16 protein-coding genes are annotated in these 20,152 nt (G+C 52.6%); 8 read left to right on the top strand and 8 right to left on the bottom strand.

Annotated elements, in window-relative coordinates; genetic code table 11:
* The first annotated feature begins 101 nt into the window (after positions 1-101).
* Positions 102-722 carry an FKBP-type peptidyl-prolyl cis-trans isomerase gene (gene fklB / locus A6301_RS04500; protein ID WP_107170008.1) on the top strand — a complete coding sequence of 207 codons (621 nt, stop codon included), beginning with the start codon at positions 102-104 and terminating at the stop codon, positions 720-722.
* Positions 723-830: 108 nt separating this feature from the next.
* On the opposite strand, the gene ytfE is transcribed toward fklB, so the two are convergent.
* Together ytfE and ipdC are read right to left on the bottom strand one after the other, a co-directional pair.
* On the bottom strand, positions 831-1,496 hold the full coding sequence (ytfE, locus tag A6301_RS04495) for an iron-sulfur cluster repair protein YtfE (protein ID WP_005974769.1): 666 nt from the start codon (positions 1,494-1,496) through the stop codon (positions 831-833).
* A 167-nt stretch (positions 1,497-1,663) separates the two neighbouring features.
* Positions 1,664-3,331, bottom strand: a complete 1,668-nt coding sequence (gene ipdC, locus A6301_RS04490) for an indolepyruvate decarboxylase (protein ID WP_234257205.1) — start codon at positions 3,329-3,331, stop codon at positions 1,664-1,666.
* A gap of 301 nt (positions 3,332-3,632) precedes the next feature.
* Here ipdC and A6301_RS04485 point away from each other — a divergent pair, with 301 nt between their 5' ends.
* Positions 3,633-4,055, top strand: coding sequence for a DUF2502 domain-containing protein (locus A6301_RS04485; RefSeq protein WP_107170010.1), 423 nt, complete (start codon positions 3,633-3,635; stop codon positions 4,053-4,055).
* Positions 4,056-4,108: 53 nt separating this feature from the next.
* Here the strand turns inward: A6301_RS04485 and A6301_RS04480 are convergent, their stop codons facing one another.
* Both A6301_RS04480 and A6301_RS04475 read right to left on the bottom strand, forming a co-directional pair.
* On the bottom strand, positions 4,109-4,663 hold the full coding sequence (locus A6301_RS04480; RefSeq protein WP_014701235.1) for a flavodoxin family protein: 555 nt from the start codon (positions 4,661-4,663) through the stop codon (positions 4,109-4,111).
* Positions 4,664-4,848: 185 nt separating this feature from the next.
* Positions 4,849-6,801: a bifunctional 2',3'-cyclic-nucleotide 2'-phosphodiesterase/3'-nucleotidase gene (locus A6301_RS04475; RefSeq protein ID WP_234257204.1), complete on the bottom strand. Its 1,953-nt coding sequence runs from the start codon at positions 6,799-6,801 to the stop codon at positions 4,849-4,851.
* 205 nt (positions 6,802-7,006) lie between these two features.
* On the opposite strand from A6301_RS04475, the gene cysQ reads away from it, so the two are divergent.
* A complete protein-coding gene (cysQ, locus tag A6301_RS04470; RefSeq protein WP_107170013.1) occupies positions 7,007-7,747 on the top strand; it encodes a 3'(2'),5'-bisphosphate nucleotidase CysQ in 741 nt (246 codons plus the stop codon).
* Between the two features lie 2 nt (positions 7,748-7,749).
* Here cysQ and A6301_RS04465 read toward each other — a convergent pair whose 3' ends face one another.
* Positions 7,750-8,328: a YtfJ family protein gene (locus A6301_RS04465; RefSeq protein ID WP_215483445.1), complete on the bottom strand. Its 579-nt coding sequence runs from the start codon at positions 8,326-8,328 to the stop codon at positions 7,750-7,752.
* Between the two features lie 348 nt (positions 8,329-8,676).
* Here A6301_RS04465 and A6301_RS04460 point away from each other — a divergent pair, with 348 nt between their 5' ends.
* Positions 8,677-8,883, top strand: a complete 207-nt coding sequence (locus tag A6301_RS04460; RefSeq protein ID WP_005974755.1) for a DUF1107 domain-containing protein — start codon at positions 8,677-8,679, stop codon at positions 8,881-8,883.
* A gap of 58 nt (positions 8,884-8,941) precedes the next feature.
* Here A6301_RS04460 and A6301_RS04455 read toward each other — a convergent pair whose 3' ends face one another.
* Both A6301_RS04455 and msrA read right to left on the bottom strand, forming a co-directional pair.
* A complete protein-coding gene (locus tag A6301_RS04455; protein ID WP_107170015.1) occupies positions 8,942-10,267 on the bottom strand; it encodes a hemolysin family protein in 1,326 nt (441 codons plus the stop codon).
* A gap of 171 nt (positions 10,268-10,438) precedes the next feature.
* Positions 10,439-11,077, bottom strand: coding sequence for a peptide-methionine (S)-S-oxide reductase MsrA (gene msrA, locus A6301_RS04450; protein ID WP_107170016.1), 639 nt, complete (start codon positions 11,075-11,077; stop codon positions 10,439-10,441).
* A gap of 480 nt (positions 11,078-11,557) precedes the next feature.
* On the opposite strand from msrA, the gene A6301_RS04445 reads away from it, so the two are divergent.
* From A6301_RS04445 to A6301_RS04435, 3 genes are read left to right on the top strand one after another with little or no spacing between them, the layout of a single operon-like run.
* Entirely contained in the window at positions 11,558-13,273 is a 1,716-nt protein-coding gene (locus A6301_RS04445; RefSeq protein ID WP_205543198.1) for an autotransporter assembly complex family protein, read from the top strand.
* The gene (locus A6301_RS04440) at positions 13,270-17,298 is read left to right on the top strand and encodes a translocation/assembly module TamB domain-containing protein (RefSeq protein ID WP_234257203.1); all 4,029 of its coding nucleotides are present in this window, start codon (positions 13,270-13,272) and stop codon (positions 17,296-17,298) included. Before A6301_RS04445 ends, A6301_RS04440 begins: the two co-directional genes overlap by 4 nt.
* 2 nt (positions 17,299-17,300) lie before the next feature.
* Entirely contained in the window at positions 17,301-17,648 is a 348-nt protein-coding gene (locus A6301_RS04435; RefSeq protein ID WP_107170019.1) for a gamma-glutamylcyclotransferase, read from the top strand.
* Between the two features lie 131 nt (positions 17,649-17,779).
* Here the strand turns inward: A6301_RS04435 and ppa are convergent, their stop codons facing one another.
* The gene (ppa, locus tag A6301_RS04430) at positions 17,780-18,310 is read right to left on the bottom strand and encodes an inorganic diphosphatase (RefSeq protein WP_048262061.1); all 531 of its coding nucleotides are present in this window, start codon (positions 18,308-18,310) and stop codon (positions 17,780-17,782) included.
* Positions 18,311-18,558: 248 nt separating this feature from the next.
* Here ppa and A6301_RS04425 point away from each other — a divergent pair, with 248 nt between their 5' ends.
* Positions 18,559-20,145 carry a methyl-accepting chemotaxis protein gene (locus tag A6301_RS04425; protein ID WP_234257202.1) on the top strand — a complete coding sequence of 529 codons (1,587 nt, stop codon included), beginning with the start codon at positions 18,559-18,561 and terminating at the stop codon, positions 20,143-20,145.
* The last annotated feature ends 7 nt before the right edge of the window (positions 20,146-20,152 follow it).

Raw genomic sequence — 20,152 nt, 5'->3', positions numbered from 1 at the left:
TCGCGTTCAGTTAACGTGATTACCTGCACACAAGATTTTACCCCAATCCCCGTCGCTGTTATGCTGCGCTTTCAGTTTTTTACAGATTAAAAGGAACATCCATGACAACTCCTTCTTTTGATAGCGTCGAAGCGCAGGCAAGTTACGGCATCGGTTTACAGGTTGGTCAACAGTTACAGGAATCAGGGCTTGAAGGTCTGATCCCAGAAGCCCTGCTTGCTGGTCTACGCGATGCGCTGGAAGGTAACGCGCCTGCGGTGCCTGTGGATGTGGTTCATCGTGCGCTGCGTGAAATCCATGAGCGTGCTGATGCGGTACGTCGTGAGCGCCAACAGGTGCTGGCGGTAGAAGGCCAACAGTTCCTGGCGGAAAACGCGCAGAAAGAAGGTGTGGATAGCACAGAGTCCGGTCTGCAATTCCGCGTGTTAACTCAGGGTGAAGGAGCAATTCCTGCTCGTCAGGATCGTGTTCGTGTGCATTACACCGGTCGCCTGATTGACGGCAGTGTGTTCGACAGCTCCGTTGAGCGTGGCCAACCTGCTGAGTTCCCGGTCAGCGGCGTTATTCCTGGCTGGATTGAGGCGTTGACGCTGATGCCAGTCGGTTCTAAGTGGGAGCTCTATATCCCGCATAATCTGGCATATGGCGAACGCGGTGCAGGCGCTTCCATTCCGCCGTTCAGCGCGCTGATTTTTGAAGTAGAATTGCTGGAAATTCTGTAATCTCCAGACAAAAAAAGGCGCTCATTGAGCGCCTTTGTTGTTTCTACTGAATGGTTTTTACTGATTTTTTTATTTTTTGGACTTTCTTATTTTTTTACTACAGCGACATTACTCACCACGCAGTGCGCGTGGGAACAGCAAATTGTTTTCCAGATGGATGTGTTCCATCAGATCGGTAATAAACTCGTTAATACCTGAGTACAGTGCGCGCCAGGTGTTGCAGGCACCTTCTGGTGGCACGACGCCGTTGGTCAGCTCTTTGACCACTTCCACATCACGCCCTGCGTCATCATGCTCATGCTCCATCACTGAAATCGGTGCGGCAGCATTTGCCCCCATTCCCTGACTAATCATTGGGAAGAGGATGCGCTCTTCTTTCATCATATGCTGGGACAGTTCGTTATAGATTGCGGTCAATTGTGCTGCGAGGCCGTGCGGACAGTCTGCTTTATCGTGATGCACCCGCTCGACTTTTTCTGCCATCAGAATCAGTTCCGGCAATTGTTCACGGTGGCGGTCATGAAAGCGAGGAATGATGTACGCGATAATGTCAGCCAGTGGTGCTTCACGCCAGTCTCGTGCATCAGAAGGCTGTGCAGCCAGCTCATTTAACTGGGCTTCTAGCTCATCGATATTGAGATCTTTTTTGCCAGCCGCGCGGCTTAGCGTTTGTTTTCCGCCGCAGCAGAAGTCCAGATTGAGTTCACGAAAGAGCTTGGTGGCGCGCGGAATAGCGATAGCCAGTTCACCCAGGGATTGATCGCGGTATGCCATGATGATGCCTCTCAACGAATGCAGTTTATAAATTGCATTTTAAATGCATCTTTTGGTGTTGAATATACCGCTTACGAGGTAGGCGGTAAAAAGCATGCCGAGGTCGCTGACAAAGTCCGTATAGCGGTGTGAGTTCAATAAACAGGTTCGTCAACAGTCTGACTGTTCTACTGCACGGTATTGCGGGTCTCAAGCGACTGGGTGATGGTTCGCAAGAGCGCTGGAATATCCATCCTCGGCAATACGACCTCTATAAGTGACAAGCGAGATTCTGCGTTCACTTGCTCAAGCACCTGCGCGAGCGCGGCGGGCGAACGTACCTGTTCGCAGAGTATCTCGTTTTCATCCGCACCTAGCGCAGCGGGAAGCCGTGTCCAGTTCCAAGCCGCAATATCGTTATAGCGCTGTTCTGGGCCATGAATAGCCCGTTCGACGGTGTAGCCCTCGTTATTCAGCACCACAATGACCATATTCAAGCGATCCCGAATGATAGAGCCAAGCTCCTGTACGGTAAGCTGAAGCGAGCCGTCGCCAATTAACAGAACCACGCGCCGTTCCGGTTCGGCAATTTGTGCGCCGAATGCCGCTGGCAGAGAGTAGCCTATCGACCCCCACAGTGGCTGAACAATGAAATGGCAGTCCCTTGGTAGCCGGAGTGTCGCGGCCCCAAAACACGAGGTACCCTGATCGGTCACGAGAATATCGCCAGGGCGGAGGAAACGCTGCATCTGTTGCCAAAACTCGCGCTGATTGAGCGCACTTTTGTGCTCTGACGGCGGTAAGGCCGGAGGCGTAATGGTGTGATGATCCCAGCGGGGCGCGAGCGGCGCGGTGATTTTTTCCAACGCGGCGATTGCATCTGACATTGGTACGGAGGAGAAAACCTGATTCCCTACGCGAGCTAACGTTGGTTGAATGTCGATATTTTTTTCGCTCGGAATCTGATGGCTAAAACCGGTGGTAATCGTATCGGTATAGCGCACGCCGATACTGATGATGACATCTGCGTCCTCGATGTGTGCCCGGATCGCTTCGTGACTGCCGCCACCCGCGTAGGTGCCGGTAAAGCTACGGTGCTGTTCGTTTAGCGTACCTTTGCCCATCAGTAAGGTGGCATGGGGAAGCGGCGTTTTATCAAGCCAGCGTTGGATTTGTTCCGCGACGCCAACGCGTTGAGCCAGGAAGTCTGCCAGCAACGAAACTGATTTTGCCTTACCTAGCATACCGGTGGCCGCGGCGGTAAAGGCTCGCAGAGCGTCATCAGAGCGTAATGGTTCGGGGATAACGAGCGGATAGGAGCGTGTGTTGACGGGAGCCGCCGCGACGTCCAATGGCAGGAACAGGTATACCGGTTTGTGCTGAGAAAGCGCTTCCCCAATGACTCTGTCGATCTCTGTCGTTGCGTTCTCGACGGTGAGGTGGGCTTGTGCAACAGTGACTTCTGCCGCCATGCGAGAAAAGTGGTTGAAGTCTCCATCGCCTAATGTGTGATGAAGTAATTCGCCGTTGCGTTGTGAAGTCAGGCTGGGGGCTGCGGCAATATGAATAACGGGCAGGTATTCGGCATAGCTGCCTGCGATGCCGTTAATTGCGCTGAGTTCACCTACGCCGAAGGTGGTGAGCAGCGCCGCAGCTGGACGACATCGCGCATAGCCATCGGCGGCGTAAGCGGCGTTTAATTCGTTCGCGCAGCCCACCCAGGCGATCTCTGGGTGTCTGATGACATGATCGAGAAAATGCAGATTGTAATCGCCCGGCACACCGAAGAGATGCTGGATACCAATCTGTGCCAGACGATCCAGTAAATAATCGCCTACCGTATAATTTTCGCCCATCGCTGTTCCCTCTATGAATGACGGATATTCTGAGAATAAGTATTAGCGATAAGGTGAATATTTCTAATATTTATTCCCTATGGTTAACCCTATAACCTGCGTTTGTTCGTGCTTGTAAGGGAGATTTGGCATTAAATTTATTAATGAATTAATAGGGTGCTGATGAATAGTCTGTAATGGCATTAACAAAACGTTAAGAACGGTAAAATCAGGAAAATGCGCATTTATCTGATAGTGGGATAGAAGAATTCCCCGTATATCTTTGCCAGGCCGCAGTCGCGGTGAGCAAGGAGTACCCTCTATGTTTAAGCCACTCGTCATCAGTGCCCTGTTTGTGGGAATGTTTGCGGTTATGCCAGCGCCAGAGGCTAAGGGTGCAAGCATCGATTTGATGCCTGGCGTTACGTTGAATATCGGCGAGCGTGACAGACGCGGTAATTACTGGGATGGCTATGACTGGCGCAGCGAGCGCTGGTGGCAGGAGCACCGGGGTTACCATCGTGGTGAACGTAATCGACACGGTTACTACTGGGATGGCTGGCGCTGGCGGGATGCTCGCTGGTGGCGTGAGAGCCAACGCGATAGACGCGATTACGACAATCGCCGTTTTGATCCTCCACGCTATGTTGACGAGCGGGGCCCGCGTCGTGGTGATTGGGATAGGCGTGGACATGAGCGAGGCAATGGCTATTACCGCAATGGGCGAGGGGCGTTCCGCGATTAGCTAAATAAAAAAGCGCCGCTAAGGGGCGGCGCATGTTCGTCAGCGAAGGGCGTTTAGTTTGCCAGTTTTGCAGCGATGTCTGCGATGCGCTGGCCATACAGCTTACCGGTCGCCAGATCGCCGGCGACCACTTCATCTGCGCTGGCATCAGAAGGTGTTTGTGCCAGCAGCCCCACGGAACCACCTAAATTGTTCAGATCGTCACGTTTTGCCGCTTTGGCATTGGAAGGCAACTGGTTCAGGCTGACCCAAATCCCGCCGTGCTGTGAAGCCAACGTTTGCAGATAAATCAGCGTAACCTGTTTGTCCCCATTCAGGCTGGCACTGTTAGTAAAGCCGCCAAACACTTTGTTGCTCCAACTGCGGGACATCCAAACTTTAGAGCTGGCATCCGCAAATTTCTTGAACTGCCAGGGAACGCCCCCCATATAAGTCGGAGCACCAAAAATAATCGCGTCGGCAGCAGCGAGTTGCTCCCACTCGGCATCGGTAATGTTTCCTTCAGCATCAATCGCGATCAGCGCTGCTTGCGCGCCTTCTGCTACGGATTGTGCCAGACGTTGTGTGTGGCCATAGCCGGAATGATAAATAACGACGTTTTTTGACATTATTGTCCCCATTTTTCTATGTTGTATCGGTATGTCGATAACCTACTTTACACCGAGAAAAGATTATCTCTGTTTCATTACTCTGTAACATTATGATACTGGAGTGAAAATGGGAGATAACCGGGTTTGAGTTACGGGGAGTTCAGGCTCCCACCGCAGCAGGAGCCTGACAGGGCTGTCAGCGTTTATTTAGCGTGTTGCAGGTCAATACGATAAACCGCAAAGCCGGTGTCATCATTCCCGACGGACGTCATCGGGTACTGCGCTTTCTCTTTGATAAACGCCGTGGCTTTCTCTGACGGTGACGTCTCAAAACGGATATCCAGTGGCGTGTCGCTGACGATAGGTGCCAGACGCCAGTTGTTATCCGCCTGCGGTTTCACTTCTCCCGATTTTTGCGTTTCCGCACTAATGTAAGCCGCGAGCACGGAACGGTTTTCATCCGGCGAGGCAAAGGCCACATATTTTTCACCCGTACCGGCAAATTTCTCACCATAAGCGCGATAGTTATTCGTGGCGATCAGGAAGGTTGCTTTAGGATCGATTGGTTTGCCGTTAAATGTCAGCGCGTTGATACGGTGTGATTTCTCGTTGATTAACGCGCACTCGCTGTCATAGCGGGCAGGTTGCGTGACATCAATCTGATAATTGACGCCATCGATCACGTCGAAGTTATAGGTACGGAAGCCATCCCAGTTGAGTAGCGACTGTGGTTCACGCTTGCTCGTATCAATTTGTTTGAACTGGCCCGCAGAGCACTCCAGCCATTCCTGCACCTGCTGCCCGTTAACTTTCACCACCACCAGCGTATTTGGGTAGAGATACAAATCGGCGGCGTTACGGAAAGTGAGCTGGCCTTTTTCTACTTCGACATAGCTGGCCGGATCGTTTTTACGTCCACCGGCTTTAAACGGTGCGGCGGCGGAGAGCACTGGCAGATCGGCCAGATCGGGATCGCCCTGAATAAAGTGTTCGACATAGGCGCGCTGGGCATTGTTGACGATCTGCACGGTCGGATCGTCCTGAACCAGCGACAGGTAGCTGTACATGTTGTCTGCGGATTTGCCGATGGGTTTGCTGACGAACTCACGCGTGTCTTTGTGCGCATCGGAGAGCACTTTTACGAGCTTGTCGTCTTCCGCTGCCAGTGATTTCTTCTGCGCTTTGTCATAAATCGGTCTGGCTTCTGCTGTCGCCTTTTCCACTTTCCATGTGCCGCTGTCGTTATTCAACGTAAAATCGACGACGCCGAGGTGGTCACCCCATTGCCCCGGCATGACGGCAGGTACGCCGTTAAGCGTTCCCTGTTTGATATCCGCGCCTTTGATGTTGGCAAAGTCACTGCTGGGGAAAACGGCGTGAGCATGGCCAAACATGATTGCATCAACCCCAGGAATTTGGCTGAGGTAGTAAACGGAGTTTTCTGCCATGGCTTTATACGGCTCGGCAGACAGGCCAGAGTGAGGGATAACGATGACCAGATCGGCACCTTGTTTACGCATTTCCGGCACCCATTTTTTGGCACTCTCCGTGATGTCTTCCACGGTGACTTTGCCTGTCAGATTGGCTTTATCCCACACCATTACCTGCGGCGGGACGAAGCCAATATAGCCAATGCGCAGGGTATGCTGCTTACCATCGCGATCCGTGACTGATTTGTTTTCAATGTGGTAGGGCGTAAACAGCGGTTTACCCGTTTTTGCATCCAGCACGTTGGCGTTCACATAAGGAAATTTCGCGCCGGACAGCGCCTTGTGCAGGTAGTCCAAGCCATAGTTGAATTCGTGGTTACCGATATTGCCGACGGAATAATCCAGCGTGTTCATCGCCTGATAAACCGGGTGTACATCGCCCGCTTTCAGCCCTTTTGCCGCCATGTAGTCGCCTAACGGGCTGCCCTGAATTAGGTCGCCATTATCGACCAGTACACTGTTGGTGGCCTGTTCGCGCGCGGCGTGAATCAAGCTGGCGGTACGCACCAGACCAAACTTATCGGTTGGCGTATCCTTGTAGTAATCGAAATCCATCATATTGCTGTGCAGATCGGTGGTTTCCAATACCCGTAAATCAACGGTAGCGGCATGAACGGTCGTGGCGACCAGCGTTGCAAGCAGGCTGAGTGCCAGTGAATGCTTCATTGGGTAACTCCTTGTGCGGTGATTGTCGATGCGTAAGGCGATCGAGGGGTGTTTTTCATATCATGATGAAGTTAAAGTGATTATCGCCTCTAAATCCTGAGGATGACATCAATAATGGCAATAATCGTAGATTGCCTCACAGATGTATAATGAAGGGTAGAGATGAAGTCTGCGTTACGCGCAACCGATAACGATGAGGTAGAGCATGTTAGAACCGATTTGCCAACTGGCCCGTGACGCCGGTGCTGCCATTATGCACGTTTACGATGGGCAACATCCGGTGGATGTCGCACACAAGAAAGATGATTCACCCGTGACCGCTGCCGATCTTGCCGCGCATAGGGTGATTAAAGACGGGCTGGCCGCCGCGTTTCCTGATATTCCTCTGCTGTCAGAAGAAGATCCACCAGCGTGGGAAATTCGCCGGCACTGGCAGCGCTATTGGCTAGTTGACCCGCTGGATGGCACTAAAGAGTTCCTAAATCGCAACGGCGAATTCACGGTAAACATTGCGCTGATCGAGAACGGTCAGGCGGTGCTGGGCGTGGTTTATGTACCGGTCACGGGTGTGATGTACTCCGCAGCGGAGGGCAAAGCCTGGAAAGAAGAGAACGGTCAGCGGCGGCAAATTTCGGTGAAGCAGGCGCATCCGCCGCTGGTGGTGGTTAGCCGCTCTCATGCCGATAGCGAGTTAAAGGATTATCTCAACCAACTAGGCGAGCACCAGACGGTGGCGATTGGATCATCGCTAAAATTCTGTCTGGTGGCTGAAGGCGAAGCGCAGCTTTACCCCCGCTTCGGGCCAACTAACATTTGGGATACGGCGGCGGGCCATGCGGTGGCGGTGGCAGCAGGGGCGCAGATTCACGATTGGCAGGGACAACCGCTGTCCTATACGCCGCGTGAATCTTTCCTCAACCCCGGTTTTCGCGTCTCTTTATTTTAGCGCTATTTCTCTTCCAGCAACTGACGCAGCAGGGACATCACCTGCTGCACTTCCTGCCCGCTTAATGCTCCATCCTTCACGAACCGAATTTTCCCTTGTTTATCCAGCACCGCGATAGCGGAGCTTTGCGGCTGTAGCTGCCAGGCTTTGCGCACGTTGCCGTTGCTGTCGACAATGAACTGCGACCATGGAAAGGCTTTCTTGTTGTCCTCAAGGCTACTGCGCACAAACATGCTGGTGCCGATGATGGCATCGTCGGTATTCACGATTGTCGTCGTTTGGTAATAATCATGCGGTAGGTTAGCGGCCTTCAGCGCGGAGATGAGGGGATCGTTCATCTCTTTTGCCGAGGTTCGGCCAGCGATGTGCTGTATCACCCGTACTTTCCCGGGCAATTGCGCGCTGTTCCAGTTTTTATAACTAAACTGATTATTAAGATACTGAAGTTCTCCCCGATCTGCGACGCCGATAGGGGGAACTAATTGGTTGAGCACCAGCGTATGCGCTGACGTGGAGAGCGAAATAAGCCCCAGTAAGGGAGTGATAGAGAGCGCGAGCAGCAGGTGGCGTATTTTTATCATGGCATGTCCTTCAGTGTGGGGAGCCTGATGCGATGTCTATTATGGAAAATGTCAGGCTATGGAATAAGCGTAGATTCAGGAAACTGGTCTGTCCTGCTCCGTGCTGAAACGGTTTGTGGTCGAGTGCACAAAACCCTTACTCTTGAAGGTTTATACTGATGACTAAGGGTTTATTTAAACACTGTTCTGTAAAAATCTGTAAAAGCAGTTAAGAATACTGAATAGTGGGGAACTAAAAGCCGTTTTACAGGACTAATTAGCAGTATCCGTTATCTCATTAGCGCTCCAGAACCTCAGCCATGTTGGCGATAGGGAGAGCGTAGAAAAATAAAACGGGAGAGTAAAACGATGAGGATCTTCGAACGTTACAACCCTTTGAAAGTCGCTAAATATGTAAAAACCCTGTTTCGTGGGCGGCTGTACATAAAAGGGGTTGGTGCTTTTGAGTTCGACTACGGCAAAATTCTTTTGCCAAAGAAACAGGATAAGCAGCATCTTCTGGTGATGTCCGAAGTGAATCGCCAGGTCATCCGGCTTCAGGCCGAGATGGGATGAATGATAAAGAAACGGCCCGTAGCGGGCCGTTCTGGTATATCACTCGCGATTGACAAGGTTAGTCCGTGCTATCAGCCCGCGCGCTGGATGCGACGATAGGTCGGTCTTCCAAACGGGTGACCAACAGCTGGTCGATCTTATAGCTATCGATGTCCACCACTTCAAACTTATAGCCTGAGAAACGTACGGCATCGGTACGTTTGGGGATTTTCCGCAACGTATACATCATGAAGCCGCCAATGGTTTCGTAGTTGCCGGAGTGCGGGAAGTCATCAATATTCAGCGCCCGCATCACGTCCTCTATTGGCGTACCGCCTTCTACCAGCCAGGAATTCTCATCGCGCGCCACAATCTGCTCTTCCATACCCTGACCGACAAGATCGCCCATTAGGGTGGTCATCACGTCATTAAGCGTGATGATACCGACGACCAGCGCATATTCATTCAGAATGACTGCGAAATCTTCGCCCGCCGTTTTGAAGCTTTCCAATGCTTCGGACAGCGTCAGCGTATCCGGTACGATCAGCGCCGGGCGAATCTGCACGCCGCTGCTTAGCGTCAGGCTTTGGTTTCCCAGCACCCGAATCAGCAGATCTTTGGAATCCACGTAGCCGACGATCTGATCAATCGTGCCATCGCAAACCAGAAACTTGGAATGCGGCTGCTGGGCGATTTTTTCCTTAATGCTGTCTTCCTGCTCACGCAGATCGAAGTAAACCACGCTTTCGCGCGAGGTCATTGAGGAAGGTACGGTGCGGGATTCCAGTTCAAATACGTTCTCGATGAGTTCGTGTTCCTGCTTACGCAGTACGCCAGCCAATGCGCCAGCTTCCACCACGGCATAAATATCATCGGATGTGATGTCATCCTTACGTACCATCGGCAGTTTGAGCAGACGGAAAATGACGTTAGCCAGGCCGTTAAATATCCAGACTAGCGGGCGGAAAAGGAACAGGCAGAAGCGCATGGGGTTGATTATGCGGACCGCTACGGTTTCCGGCGCAATCATACCAATGCGTTTCGGGGTGAGATCGCCAAACAGGATGAACAGGCTGGTGACAAGGACGAATGAACAGATGAAGCTGACTTTATCTGCGGCTTCAGGTGACATGAAGCGTTCAAACAGGATGGAAAAGGTAGGAGAAAATGCCGCATCGCCGATGATACCGGCCAGAATGGCGACGGCGTTGACGCCAATCTGAATCACGGTAAAGAAGATGCCCGGCGTTTCTTGAAACTTAAGCACCAGATCGGCGTTGAGGTTTCCCTCATCGGCCATCAGTTTGAGTTTAATTTTACGAGACGCCGCCAGCGATATCTCGGACAACGAGAAAAATGCACTGATGGCAATAAGAAAAAGAATCAGTAATAGACTGTTTAACATAGTTTTTACTTTAGGTAAGTTTTCGCATGAGCCGAAATTGACGCAGCGATCCTCAGAAAGGTGAACACATAAAGGTGAACACATTATGATCATTGTTGAAGGTCAAAACCGGGCGAGGATGGGCCCGGTTCGGGCGCATTATAGCAGGAGCGGTGAAATTACCGCCAGCGGTCAACGCGGTGGCGGCAGACAGACGCCGATGCCGCCTAACCCACAGTAGCCGTTCGGGTTCTTGTGCAGATATTGCTGGTGATCATCTTCAGCATAATAGAACGGACCTGCAGGCTCTATTTCTGTGCTGATCGCGCGGCCATCGCCGTTCTCTCTCATCGCCTGCTGAAAGCGCTGAAGGCTTTCCTGTGCTGCCTGTTCCTGCTCAGGCGTGAGCGTGTAGATGGCGGAACGGTACTGGCTGCCGATATCCCCGCCCTGACGCATGCCTTGCGCAGGATCGTGATTTTCCCAGAACTGTTGCAACAATTGACCGTAGCTGATGACCGCAGGATCGAAAACGACACGTACCGCTTCAGCGTGGTCAGTCTTCCCGCTGCACACTTCACGGTAGGTTGGATTGGGCGTATAACCGCCAATATATCCCGCCGCTGTGCTGTAGATCCCCGGTTGTTGCCAGAACAAACGCTCCGCTCCCCAGAAACAACCCATGGCAAAAATAGCCACGGACATATGGTCTGGCACATGCGTCATTGAATGTTCATTCACGACATGCAGTCTGGCCACTGGCATCGGGGTGGAACGCCCCGGTAAAGCATCGGATTGCGTAATCCGCTGTGTCTTATCAATCGAACTCATCACGTTGTTAACTCCAACAGGACTGGGTGAATGACCCTCTCTCACTGAGAGCATAACTAAGAAGTATTGACCTGTCTTTATATCTTAAAAGTGTTTAATGTTAAGGTAATGCGTGTCCATAACGCGAAAAAGTGATAATTGCAGATTAATATCTAACGCTAAGATAAAAAATTAGTATTTATCACTGATTTCATGCGGGGTTATTAGCCTGTTGCTGCTTTACATGATGTTTTGTTTGGAAACATGAACCTCTATGACCGTCAGCGTGGCGGGCGAAGTGATGAAAGCCATGCTATAGGTTTTGGGTGACAGATCGATTTATCAGGGAGCTCAGTGACTATTTTCATTGCAAAAAGACGTTTTACTTCAAAGAACCGTTTCATTGGGCAAAAAAGTGCCACCGGGAAAAAAGGCATAGCGGGAAGAAAAACCGGCCTTGCTCGCTGCGGTGGTGTCTCTCGATACCGGATTCTTGGCCTGATGTGCGCGTTGCTCATGTTGGTGCCTGAAAGCCAGGCGGCGAATGTGCGTCTGCAAGTCATGGGGCTAGAAGGGCAGTTGCAAAAGAATGTACGGGCGCGTTTATCCACCATAGCGGGCGATGAGGTGAATGCCGACGGGCGTTTCCGCTCACGCGTTGATGAAGCGATCCGTCAGGGGTTGCGAGCACTCGGCTATTACGATCCACAGATAGGTTTTGAATTTCGGCCTGCCGTTAATGGTGGGCGACCGGTATTGATTGCCACTGTCACCCCTGGCGACCCGGTAAAAATTGCAGGGGTGAACATCACGCTGCGCGGCGGTGCGCATGATGATAAAGATTACCAACAGCTGGTTAAAGACGATCGCCCCGAGATTGGCTCGGTGCTGAATCATAGTGATTACGATCGTTTTAAAAGCGGGCTGAACGGTTTGTCGTTACGCAAAGGCTACTTTGATGCGCGCTTCCTGCAAAGTCAGCTCGGTGTGATGCGTGAAGAAAAAGAAGCCTTTTGGGATATCGATTTTGACAGCGGGGAACGCTATCGCTTTGGCGCTGTACACTTTCAGGGCGCACAAATCCGCGATGATTATCTGCAAAATCTGGTGCCGTTTCATGATGGTGATGTGTATACCAGCGAAGACCTCGGCGAGTTAAACCGCCGCCTTTCCGCGACCGGGTGGTTCAATTCTGTCGTGGTGTCGCCCAATTTTGACCAGTCAAAAAGTACCAAAGTACTGCCGCTGGATGCGGTGGTGACGCCGCGGACCCGTAACCGCATCGAAACCGGGGTGGGTTATGCGACGGATGTTGGCCCCCGTTTTAAAACCACCTGGAATAAGCCTTGGGTGAATTCACGGGGTCACAGCCTTGAAAGCAGCCTGAGCGTCTCCGCGCCAGAGCAATCGCTTGATTTTAGCTATAAAATTCCTTTGTTGAAGAACCCACTAGAGCAGTATTACCTGCTGCAAGGCGGTTTCAAGCGCGAAGATCTCAACGATACCCAATCTGATGGCACCACGCTGAATGTCGCTCGCTACTGGGATCTCTCCAGCGGGTGGCAGCGGGCGATTAATCTGCGCTGGAGTCTCGACCACTTTACGCAGGCGAGCGTAACGGATACCACGATGCTGATCTATCCGGGGGTCAGCATTAACCGAACCCGCCAGCGCGGTGGGCTGATGCCGGTATGGGGCGATACGCAGCGCTACTCTATCGACATTTCCGACACCACATGGGGATCGGATATCGATTTTGCCGTGGTTCAGGCACAAAACGTCTGGATTCGCACGCTGGCGGATAAACACCGTTTCGTCGCGCGCGGCAATTTGGGCTGGATTGAAACCAATAATTTTTCCCGTGTGCCGCCCTCACTGCGGTTCTTTGCCGGTGGCGATCGCAGCATCCGTGGGTATAAATACAAATCTATTTCGCCGCGCGACAGCGACGGCAAACTGACCGGTGCGTCTAAACTGGCGACCGGATCGCTCGAATACCAATACAACGTGACGGGAAAATGGTGGGGCGCGGTTTTTGTTGATTCAGGTGAAGCGGTGAATGACATCAAACGGAGTAACTTCAAGACCGGTACGGGTGTCGGTGTACGCTGGGCCTCGCCGATTGGTCCGGTGAAATTCGATGTTGCCATGCCGATTGGCGATGCAGAGAAGAAGAACGATGTTCAGTTCTATATCGCACTGGGGCCTGAATTATGATGGATGATAAAAACGACAACAGCACACCCGCTGCGGTGACGGAAGAACAGGTCGCGCAGGATCATGTATCGGCGGTGCCAGTACGAAAAGGACGCTGGTGGAAACGTATCGGGATTGGCCTTGTTGCATTCTTACTGCTGCTCGTGGTTGGCGTGGGCCTGTTAGTCGGGACCACACCGGGTCTGCACCTGTTGCTGAATACCGCCGCGCGCGTGGTGCCGGGGTTGGAGATCGCCAGCGTGAGCGGTGGTTGGCGTGATTTAACCCTGAAAAATGTCAGCTACGAGATGCCGGGCGTAACGGTAAAGAGCGAAGAATTTCATCTGTCGCTCGCGCTGGGCTGTCTGCGTAAAAGCCAACTGTGCATCAATGACCTATCGGCTAATCGCATTGACGTGGTGGTGGATACCAAAGCGTTGCCTGCATCAGAAGAACCTACAACGCCTTCAGAACCGGTCACAGAAATCTCAGCGCCTTTCCCTATTTCTCTGCGTCAACTGGTGCTCAACGGCGTTCAGGTTACCGTCGATGATACGGCGATTTCACTGGGTGAATTCCGTACGGGAATGCAGTGGGAAGGACGCGCGTTGACGCTGTTACCGACCAAAATTAGTGCGCTGCTGGTGGCTTTGCCGAAAACGCCTGTTGATGTGTTGGAAGATGGCAAAGTGACGGCAGCGGAAATGGCGTCCGTCATCAAAGAAACGGCGGAAAATGTCCGCGAGGCAGCTGAACAAGGCACCTCACAAACGCTTCAAATCGATAACGTGCTAGAAGCAAATAACACGGTAGCGACAGCCACGACGACGACACCGATACCAACGGCGAAAACGGATAATGCCTCGGACAAGCCAGCAGAGCCTGAACAGCCTCTGGGTGAACGCCTGAGCGAATTGTTCTCCAAACCGCTGCTGCCGGATTTACCGCAGTTCACGCTACCGCTGGATTTGAACATCGTTGAGATTCACGGTGAACAGCTGCGGCTGACGGGCGATCAGGATATTTTGATTAATAACCTGTTCGTGCAGGCGTCAACCCAGCAACAGCATTTGCGTCTGGATAAGCTGATCGTGCAATCGCCGCAGGGTGGATTAAATGTGCGCGGTGAGGCGACGCTCAGTGATAACTGGCCTGTTTCACTGGCGGCGAACGGCGTGTTGAACGTCGATCCGCTCAAGGGTGAGACGCTGAAGCTGACGGTCGATGGCGGACTGCGCGAACAGTTGAATGTGGCGCTGAATCTCTCGGGGCCACAGCGTGCGCAGTTGGAACTGCAAACCAAACTGGCAGAAGCCGGGCTACCGCTGGCGTTGACGCTGCAAACCGAACGCGTGCGCTGGCCGTTGACGGGCGCAACACAGTATCAGGCCAGCAACGTCAGGCTGCGTTTTAACGGCAAAGTGACAGACTATGCCCTGTCGCTGCGCGGCGACTTGAGCGGGGCAGATATTCCCCCAGCGACACTGTTGCTGGATGGCAAAGGTAATGAGCAGCAGTTTACGCTGAGTCGCCTACGGCTGGCGGCGTTGCAGGGCAATGCCGATCTGAACGCCCTTATCGACTGGAGTAAAGCAATCAGTTGGCGCAGTGAGCTGTTGCTGAACGGGATTAACACCGCGAAACAGTGGCCCGAATGGCCCGCGAAAATAGATGGCAAGATAACAACGCGCGGTAGCGTCTATGGCGGTAGCTGGCAGTTGCAGGTGCCGGAACTGCGGCTGGATGGTAACGTGAAAGCGAATAAGCTCACGGCCAGAGGTGAACTGCGCGGTAACGCGGCGGGGCAGTGGACAATACCTGAGCTGAATCTGGCGTTAGGGCGTAACCAACTTAACGTCAAAGGCGATCTGAGCGACAAGTGGCAGTTGGATGCCGACATCAATGCGCCGTCGCTGGATGGGATGTTGCCCGGTTTGGCGGGGCGAGCCATTGGCACACTCAAGCTACGCGGTAATCTGCGTGAACCGCAGATGCTGGCGGATATTACGGCTTCTGGTCTGCGCTGGCAGGCGATCACCATTAGTCAGGTGAGGGTAGAAGGTGATGTGCGTTCTGAACAGCAGATTCAGGGCAAACTCGCGATGCGCCTTGAAGCGCTGAAGCAGGACGGCCTGAATATTGCCCTGTTGACGCTGGATGCCAGCGGCAATGAGAAGCAGCATCAGCTTCGGTTGACTATGCAGGGGGAACCGGTCGCGGGGCAACTGGCGCTTTCAGGTAGCTTTGATCGTCAGGAACAACGCTGGCGTGGAATGCTGAACAATACCCGTTTCGACACGCCGGTGGGGGAATGGCGTCTGGCGCAGGATATGGCGTTGGATTACCAGAATACACAACAGAAGATCACGATTGGAACGCACTGCTGGCGCAATCCGAACGCCGAGCTTTGTGTACCAAAAGCGATTGAAGCAGGGCCGAGCGGGCAGGCGAGTATCCGACTGAACCGCTTCGATCTCGCGATGTTAAAACCGTTCCTGACGGAAGATACGGTGCTGGCTGGGACGTTCACGGGCGGTGCCGATATCAGTTGGCAGGCGGGACAAGGTTTACCACAGGCGAAAATTTCGCTGGTGGGTAACGGCGTGAGCGTGCGTCAACAGATGCAGGGCAATACGCTGCCGATTGATTTCGATACCTTTACGTTGAATGCTGGGCTCGATCGTGGACGAGCACAGCTCGGTTGGCTGATGGCAATTCGGGAAAACGGGCGCTTCAGCGGCGATATTCAGGTGAGCGATCCACAGGGGCGGCGCAATCTCGGCGGCAGTGTCACGATCAATAATATTTCGCTGGCCTTGCTCAACCCCGCATTGAGCAAAGGAGAAAAGGCGGCAGGCATGCTAAATGCAAACCTGCGTCTGGCGGGCGATGTCGCTCGCCCGCAGATATTCGGCCAAATGGTGCTGGAACGGTTGGATATTGATGGTAACTGGATGCCTATCGATCTGACGAACGGGCGGCTGGCGGTAAACTTCAGCGGGATGTCGTCAACGCTGCAAGGCTTTTTGAAAACGGACAATGGGCAACTGAACCTAGGCGGGAATGCCGACTGGTCTCGGCCTGACGCCTGGCGTGCGCGCATTGCCGCGAAAGGCCAGAAGCTGCGGGTGACGATTCCACCGATGGCGCGGTTGGATGTGTCGCCGGATATTGTTTTTGAAGCGACGCCGCAGCTGTTTGCGCTCAATGGATCGGTCAGTATTCCGTGGGCGCGCATTGTGGTTAAAGACATGCCGGAAAGCGCGGTGGCGGTGTCATCGGATGAAGTGATGCTCGATGCTCAGCGCCAGCCGTTGAAGAAAGCCAGCGCTGCGATTCCGATTAACAGCAATCTAACGATCCGCGTCGGGAATGATGTACAACTGGATGCGTTTGGGCTGGCCGCTCGTCTACAGGGTGACCTGAAGATGGTTCAAGACGAGCGCGGATTAGGGCTGAACGGCCAAATCGATATTCCATCCGGTCGTTTTAAAGCCTATGGGCAGGATTTGATCGTTCGTAAGGGACTGATTTTGTTCTCTGGCCCACCAGATCAGCCGATCCTGAATATCGAAGCGATTCGTAATCCAGACAACACGGCTGATGACGTTACGGCTGGTGTTCGCGTCACGGGCATGGCCGCCACGCCGAAGCTGGAAGTCTTCTCCGATCCGGCGATGTCACAGCAGGAAGCGCTCTCTTATCTGCTGCGTGGACAGGGTTTGGACAGCGGTGGAGCAGATAGCTCGGCGATGACCTCAATGTTAGTAGGTTTAGGGGTTGCACAAAGTGGTCAAGTTGTGGGTAAAATCGGCGAGGCCTTTGGCGTAAGTAATTTAGCTCTGGATACACAGGGTGTTGGCGATAATTCTCAGGTTGTCGTCAGCGGCTACGTCCTTCCGGGTCTGCAAGTGAAATATGGAGTTGGCATATTCGATTCTTTGGCAACGTTAACGCTGCGTTACCGCCTGATGCCAAAGCTATACTTGGAAGCGGTGTCTGGAATTAGCCAGGCACTAGATGTGCTCTATCAGTTTGAGTTCTAGCGATGCGAATTATTGTTTACGGCAGTTTACGACGCAAACAGGGAAATAGTCATTGGATGACGAATGCGCAATGGTTAGGGGATTGTCAGCTCGCCGGTTTCGAGCTGTACGATCTCGGCCATTATCCGGCAGTCGTCCCCGGAAATGGAGAAATCCATTGTGAGGTTTATCGCATCAGCTCGTCGATACTGACGGAGCTGGATGCGTTAAAGCGAGACGGCCATGAATACCAGCGAGAGCTGATTTCCACGCCTCTGGGTAGTGCCTGGATCTACCTATATAAACACCCGACTGAAGGGTTGACGCGTATTGCCAGCGGCGACTGGTTGAAACGTGATGAAGAGGCTTGAAGTCGAGTAACCACCAAATCATGGTCGGTATAAATAAAAACACCGCGTAATGCGGTGTTTTTGATCGTGCTATTTTTGAGCACGTCATGTTTTCGCATACGCAATGCTTTTGATTGCGTATTGAAAGGCGCTTATTTGTTTTTTGCGCGCTCGAAGGAAGCAACGATTTCGGCTTTCGCCGCAGCAGCGTTATCCCAACCTTCAACTTTCACCCACTTGCCTTTTTCCAGATCTTTGTAGTGTTCAAAGAAGTGGCCGATCTGTGCACGCAGCAGTTCAGGCAGGTCGTTAACGTCTTTAATGTGATCGTATTCTTTGGTCAGCTTACTGTGCGGAACGGCAACCAGCTTGGCATCTTCACCAGCTTCGTCGCTCATTTTCAGTACGCCAACAGGACGGCAACGGATCACGGAGCCAGGCTGTAACGGATACGGGGTCGGTACCAGCACGTCAACCGGGTCGCCATCCAGAGACAGCGTGTGGTTGATGTAGCCATAGTTGCATGGGTAGAACATGGCGGTAGACATGAAACGGTCTACAAACAGCGCACCAGTATCTTTATCAATTTCATATTTAATCGGATCGGCATTCGCGGGAATTTCAATCACTACATAGATATCTTCTGGCAGATCTTTACCTGCCGGAACATCGTTCAGACTCATGTCAGTTTCCTTCTCTTAAAACCTGAAATAGCGTGGCCGCCATTATAGCCAAAAAGCATTTAATGTCGCCGATTTTTAGCGTGTCGAAGCACTATGCATTCGCGTGAGTCGTTTAAGTAAAAATACTTTCGTTACTAAAGTTTCTTTAAAGAAAGCAGGCTTGTTACCGATAGGAACATGATCGAGATCACGTTATGTGGAGCATTTCTCCGCATTTATTTATCGTTTGTAATTCCAGGGAAACAAAAATGTTAAGAAACATCACAATCAAGACGAGCTTGATTGCTTTGTTGGGCACGATGGTACTGCTCTTATTACTCGTATGCGGAATTGGCATCACCTCAATCAATCAGGGGATCACATCGCTCACGACCATTGACAAGATTCAGGGCAAAGAAGTGACGGCGCTGGCAGGGAGTTACACGGCCTCGCTGCGTGCCAGAACGGGGGCAGCATTGGCTGCCCGCCAGATGGAAAATGGACTGACCGATCTCGCGATTGCGTCAGTGGCGAGAGCAGAAGCCTACACGGCACTTTCCCACAAAGAAATGGCGCGTTTTCTTTCCTATGGCACCGTAACGGAACGTGGCGCCAAAATGGCGGCAGAGGTCAAAAGCAATTACGAGCAATATATGAATCTTGGCGTTCAGCCGATGGTCGATGCGCTGAAACGCGGCGATGTGAATGCCTATTACGTGCTGTTGCAGGACGTACTACCACCGCTTAGCGTGAAGATGGATAAGGTTGCGAATGAATTTCGCGACTTTGGCTTGGAAGTCGGGGAAAACATGCTGGCAGAAGCAGAACGCTTTGCGTTCGAGCGCTTGACGATCATCGGTATTGCTTGTCTATTCGTTCTGCTGCTGGTGTTGGCTGCCTGGGTCGCCCTGAAGCGTTCTATTTTGTCTCCGCTTGAAGAGACGGTCGAACAGTTGGAATTTATTGCCCATGGCGATTTGACCCAACAGATTGCCGATGGTGGTAATAATGAAATTGGTCGCCTGATTCAGGCGATGAAAGCAATGCAGCATTCGCTGGCAACCGCCGTAGGGCGTGTCCGCGATGCGGGTATGCAGATCGATGTTGGTACGCGCGAACTGTCTTCCGGCAACACCCATTTGGCCGCCCGTACGGAAGAGTCAGCCTCATCGCTGGAAGAAACTGCAGCCAGTATGGAACAACTTACCGCTACGGTAACGCTAAACGCCGAGAGTGCGGAACAAGCCCATACGCTGGCGCAAAATGTGTCTGATATCGCCAATAAAGGCAGCGAGATGGTGGGGAACATGATTGAGAAGATGCAGATGATCTCCAGCAGTTCCGCCCGTATTGGCGATATTCTGGCGGTGATTGACGGTATCGCGTTTCAGACCAATATTCTTGCGCTGAATGCAGCAGTTGAAGCCGCGCGAGCGGGTGAACAGGGACGTGGATTTGCCGTGGTCGCGGGTGAAGTCCGTAATCTGGCGCAGCGCAGTGCGCAATCAGCGAAAGAGATCAAAACGCTGATGGAGGAATCCCAGAGCCGCGTCAGTGAAGGCACCATTATGGCAAAAATGACGGGCGAAACGATGGATGACGTCTCTGACGCCGTGGCGCGCGTGACGTCCTTGATGCGTGAAATCTCAACGGCAACGCGTGAGCAGAGTAATGGGATTGGGCAAGTGAATCTGGCGGTATCGCAGATGGATGAGGTCGCACAGCAAAATGCGTCTCTGGTTGAAGAATCCGCGGCAGCCACGCGCTCACTGGAAGATCAGGCGCGCCTGCTGGCAGAAAGTATGTCTCAGTTTAAAGTCCAGTCGCAGACGTTTGCCGCCATCGGCCGATTCTAATATCCCC

The sequence above is a fragment of the Pectobacterium sp. IFB5596 genome (assembly GCF_021432585.1).
Taxonomy (GTDB): Bacteria; Pseudomonadota; Gammaproteobacteria; order Enterobacterales; family Enterobacteriaceae; genus Pectobacterium; species Pectobacterium punjabense.
This window is presented reverse-complemented; position numbering and strand designations above follow the sequence as displayed.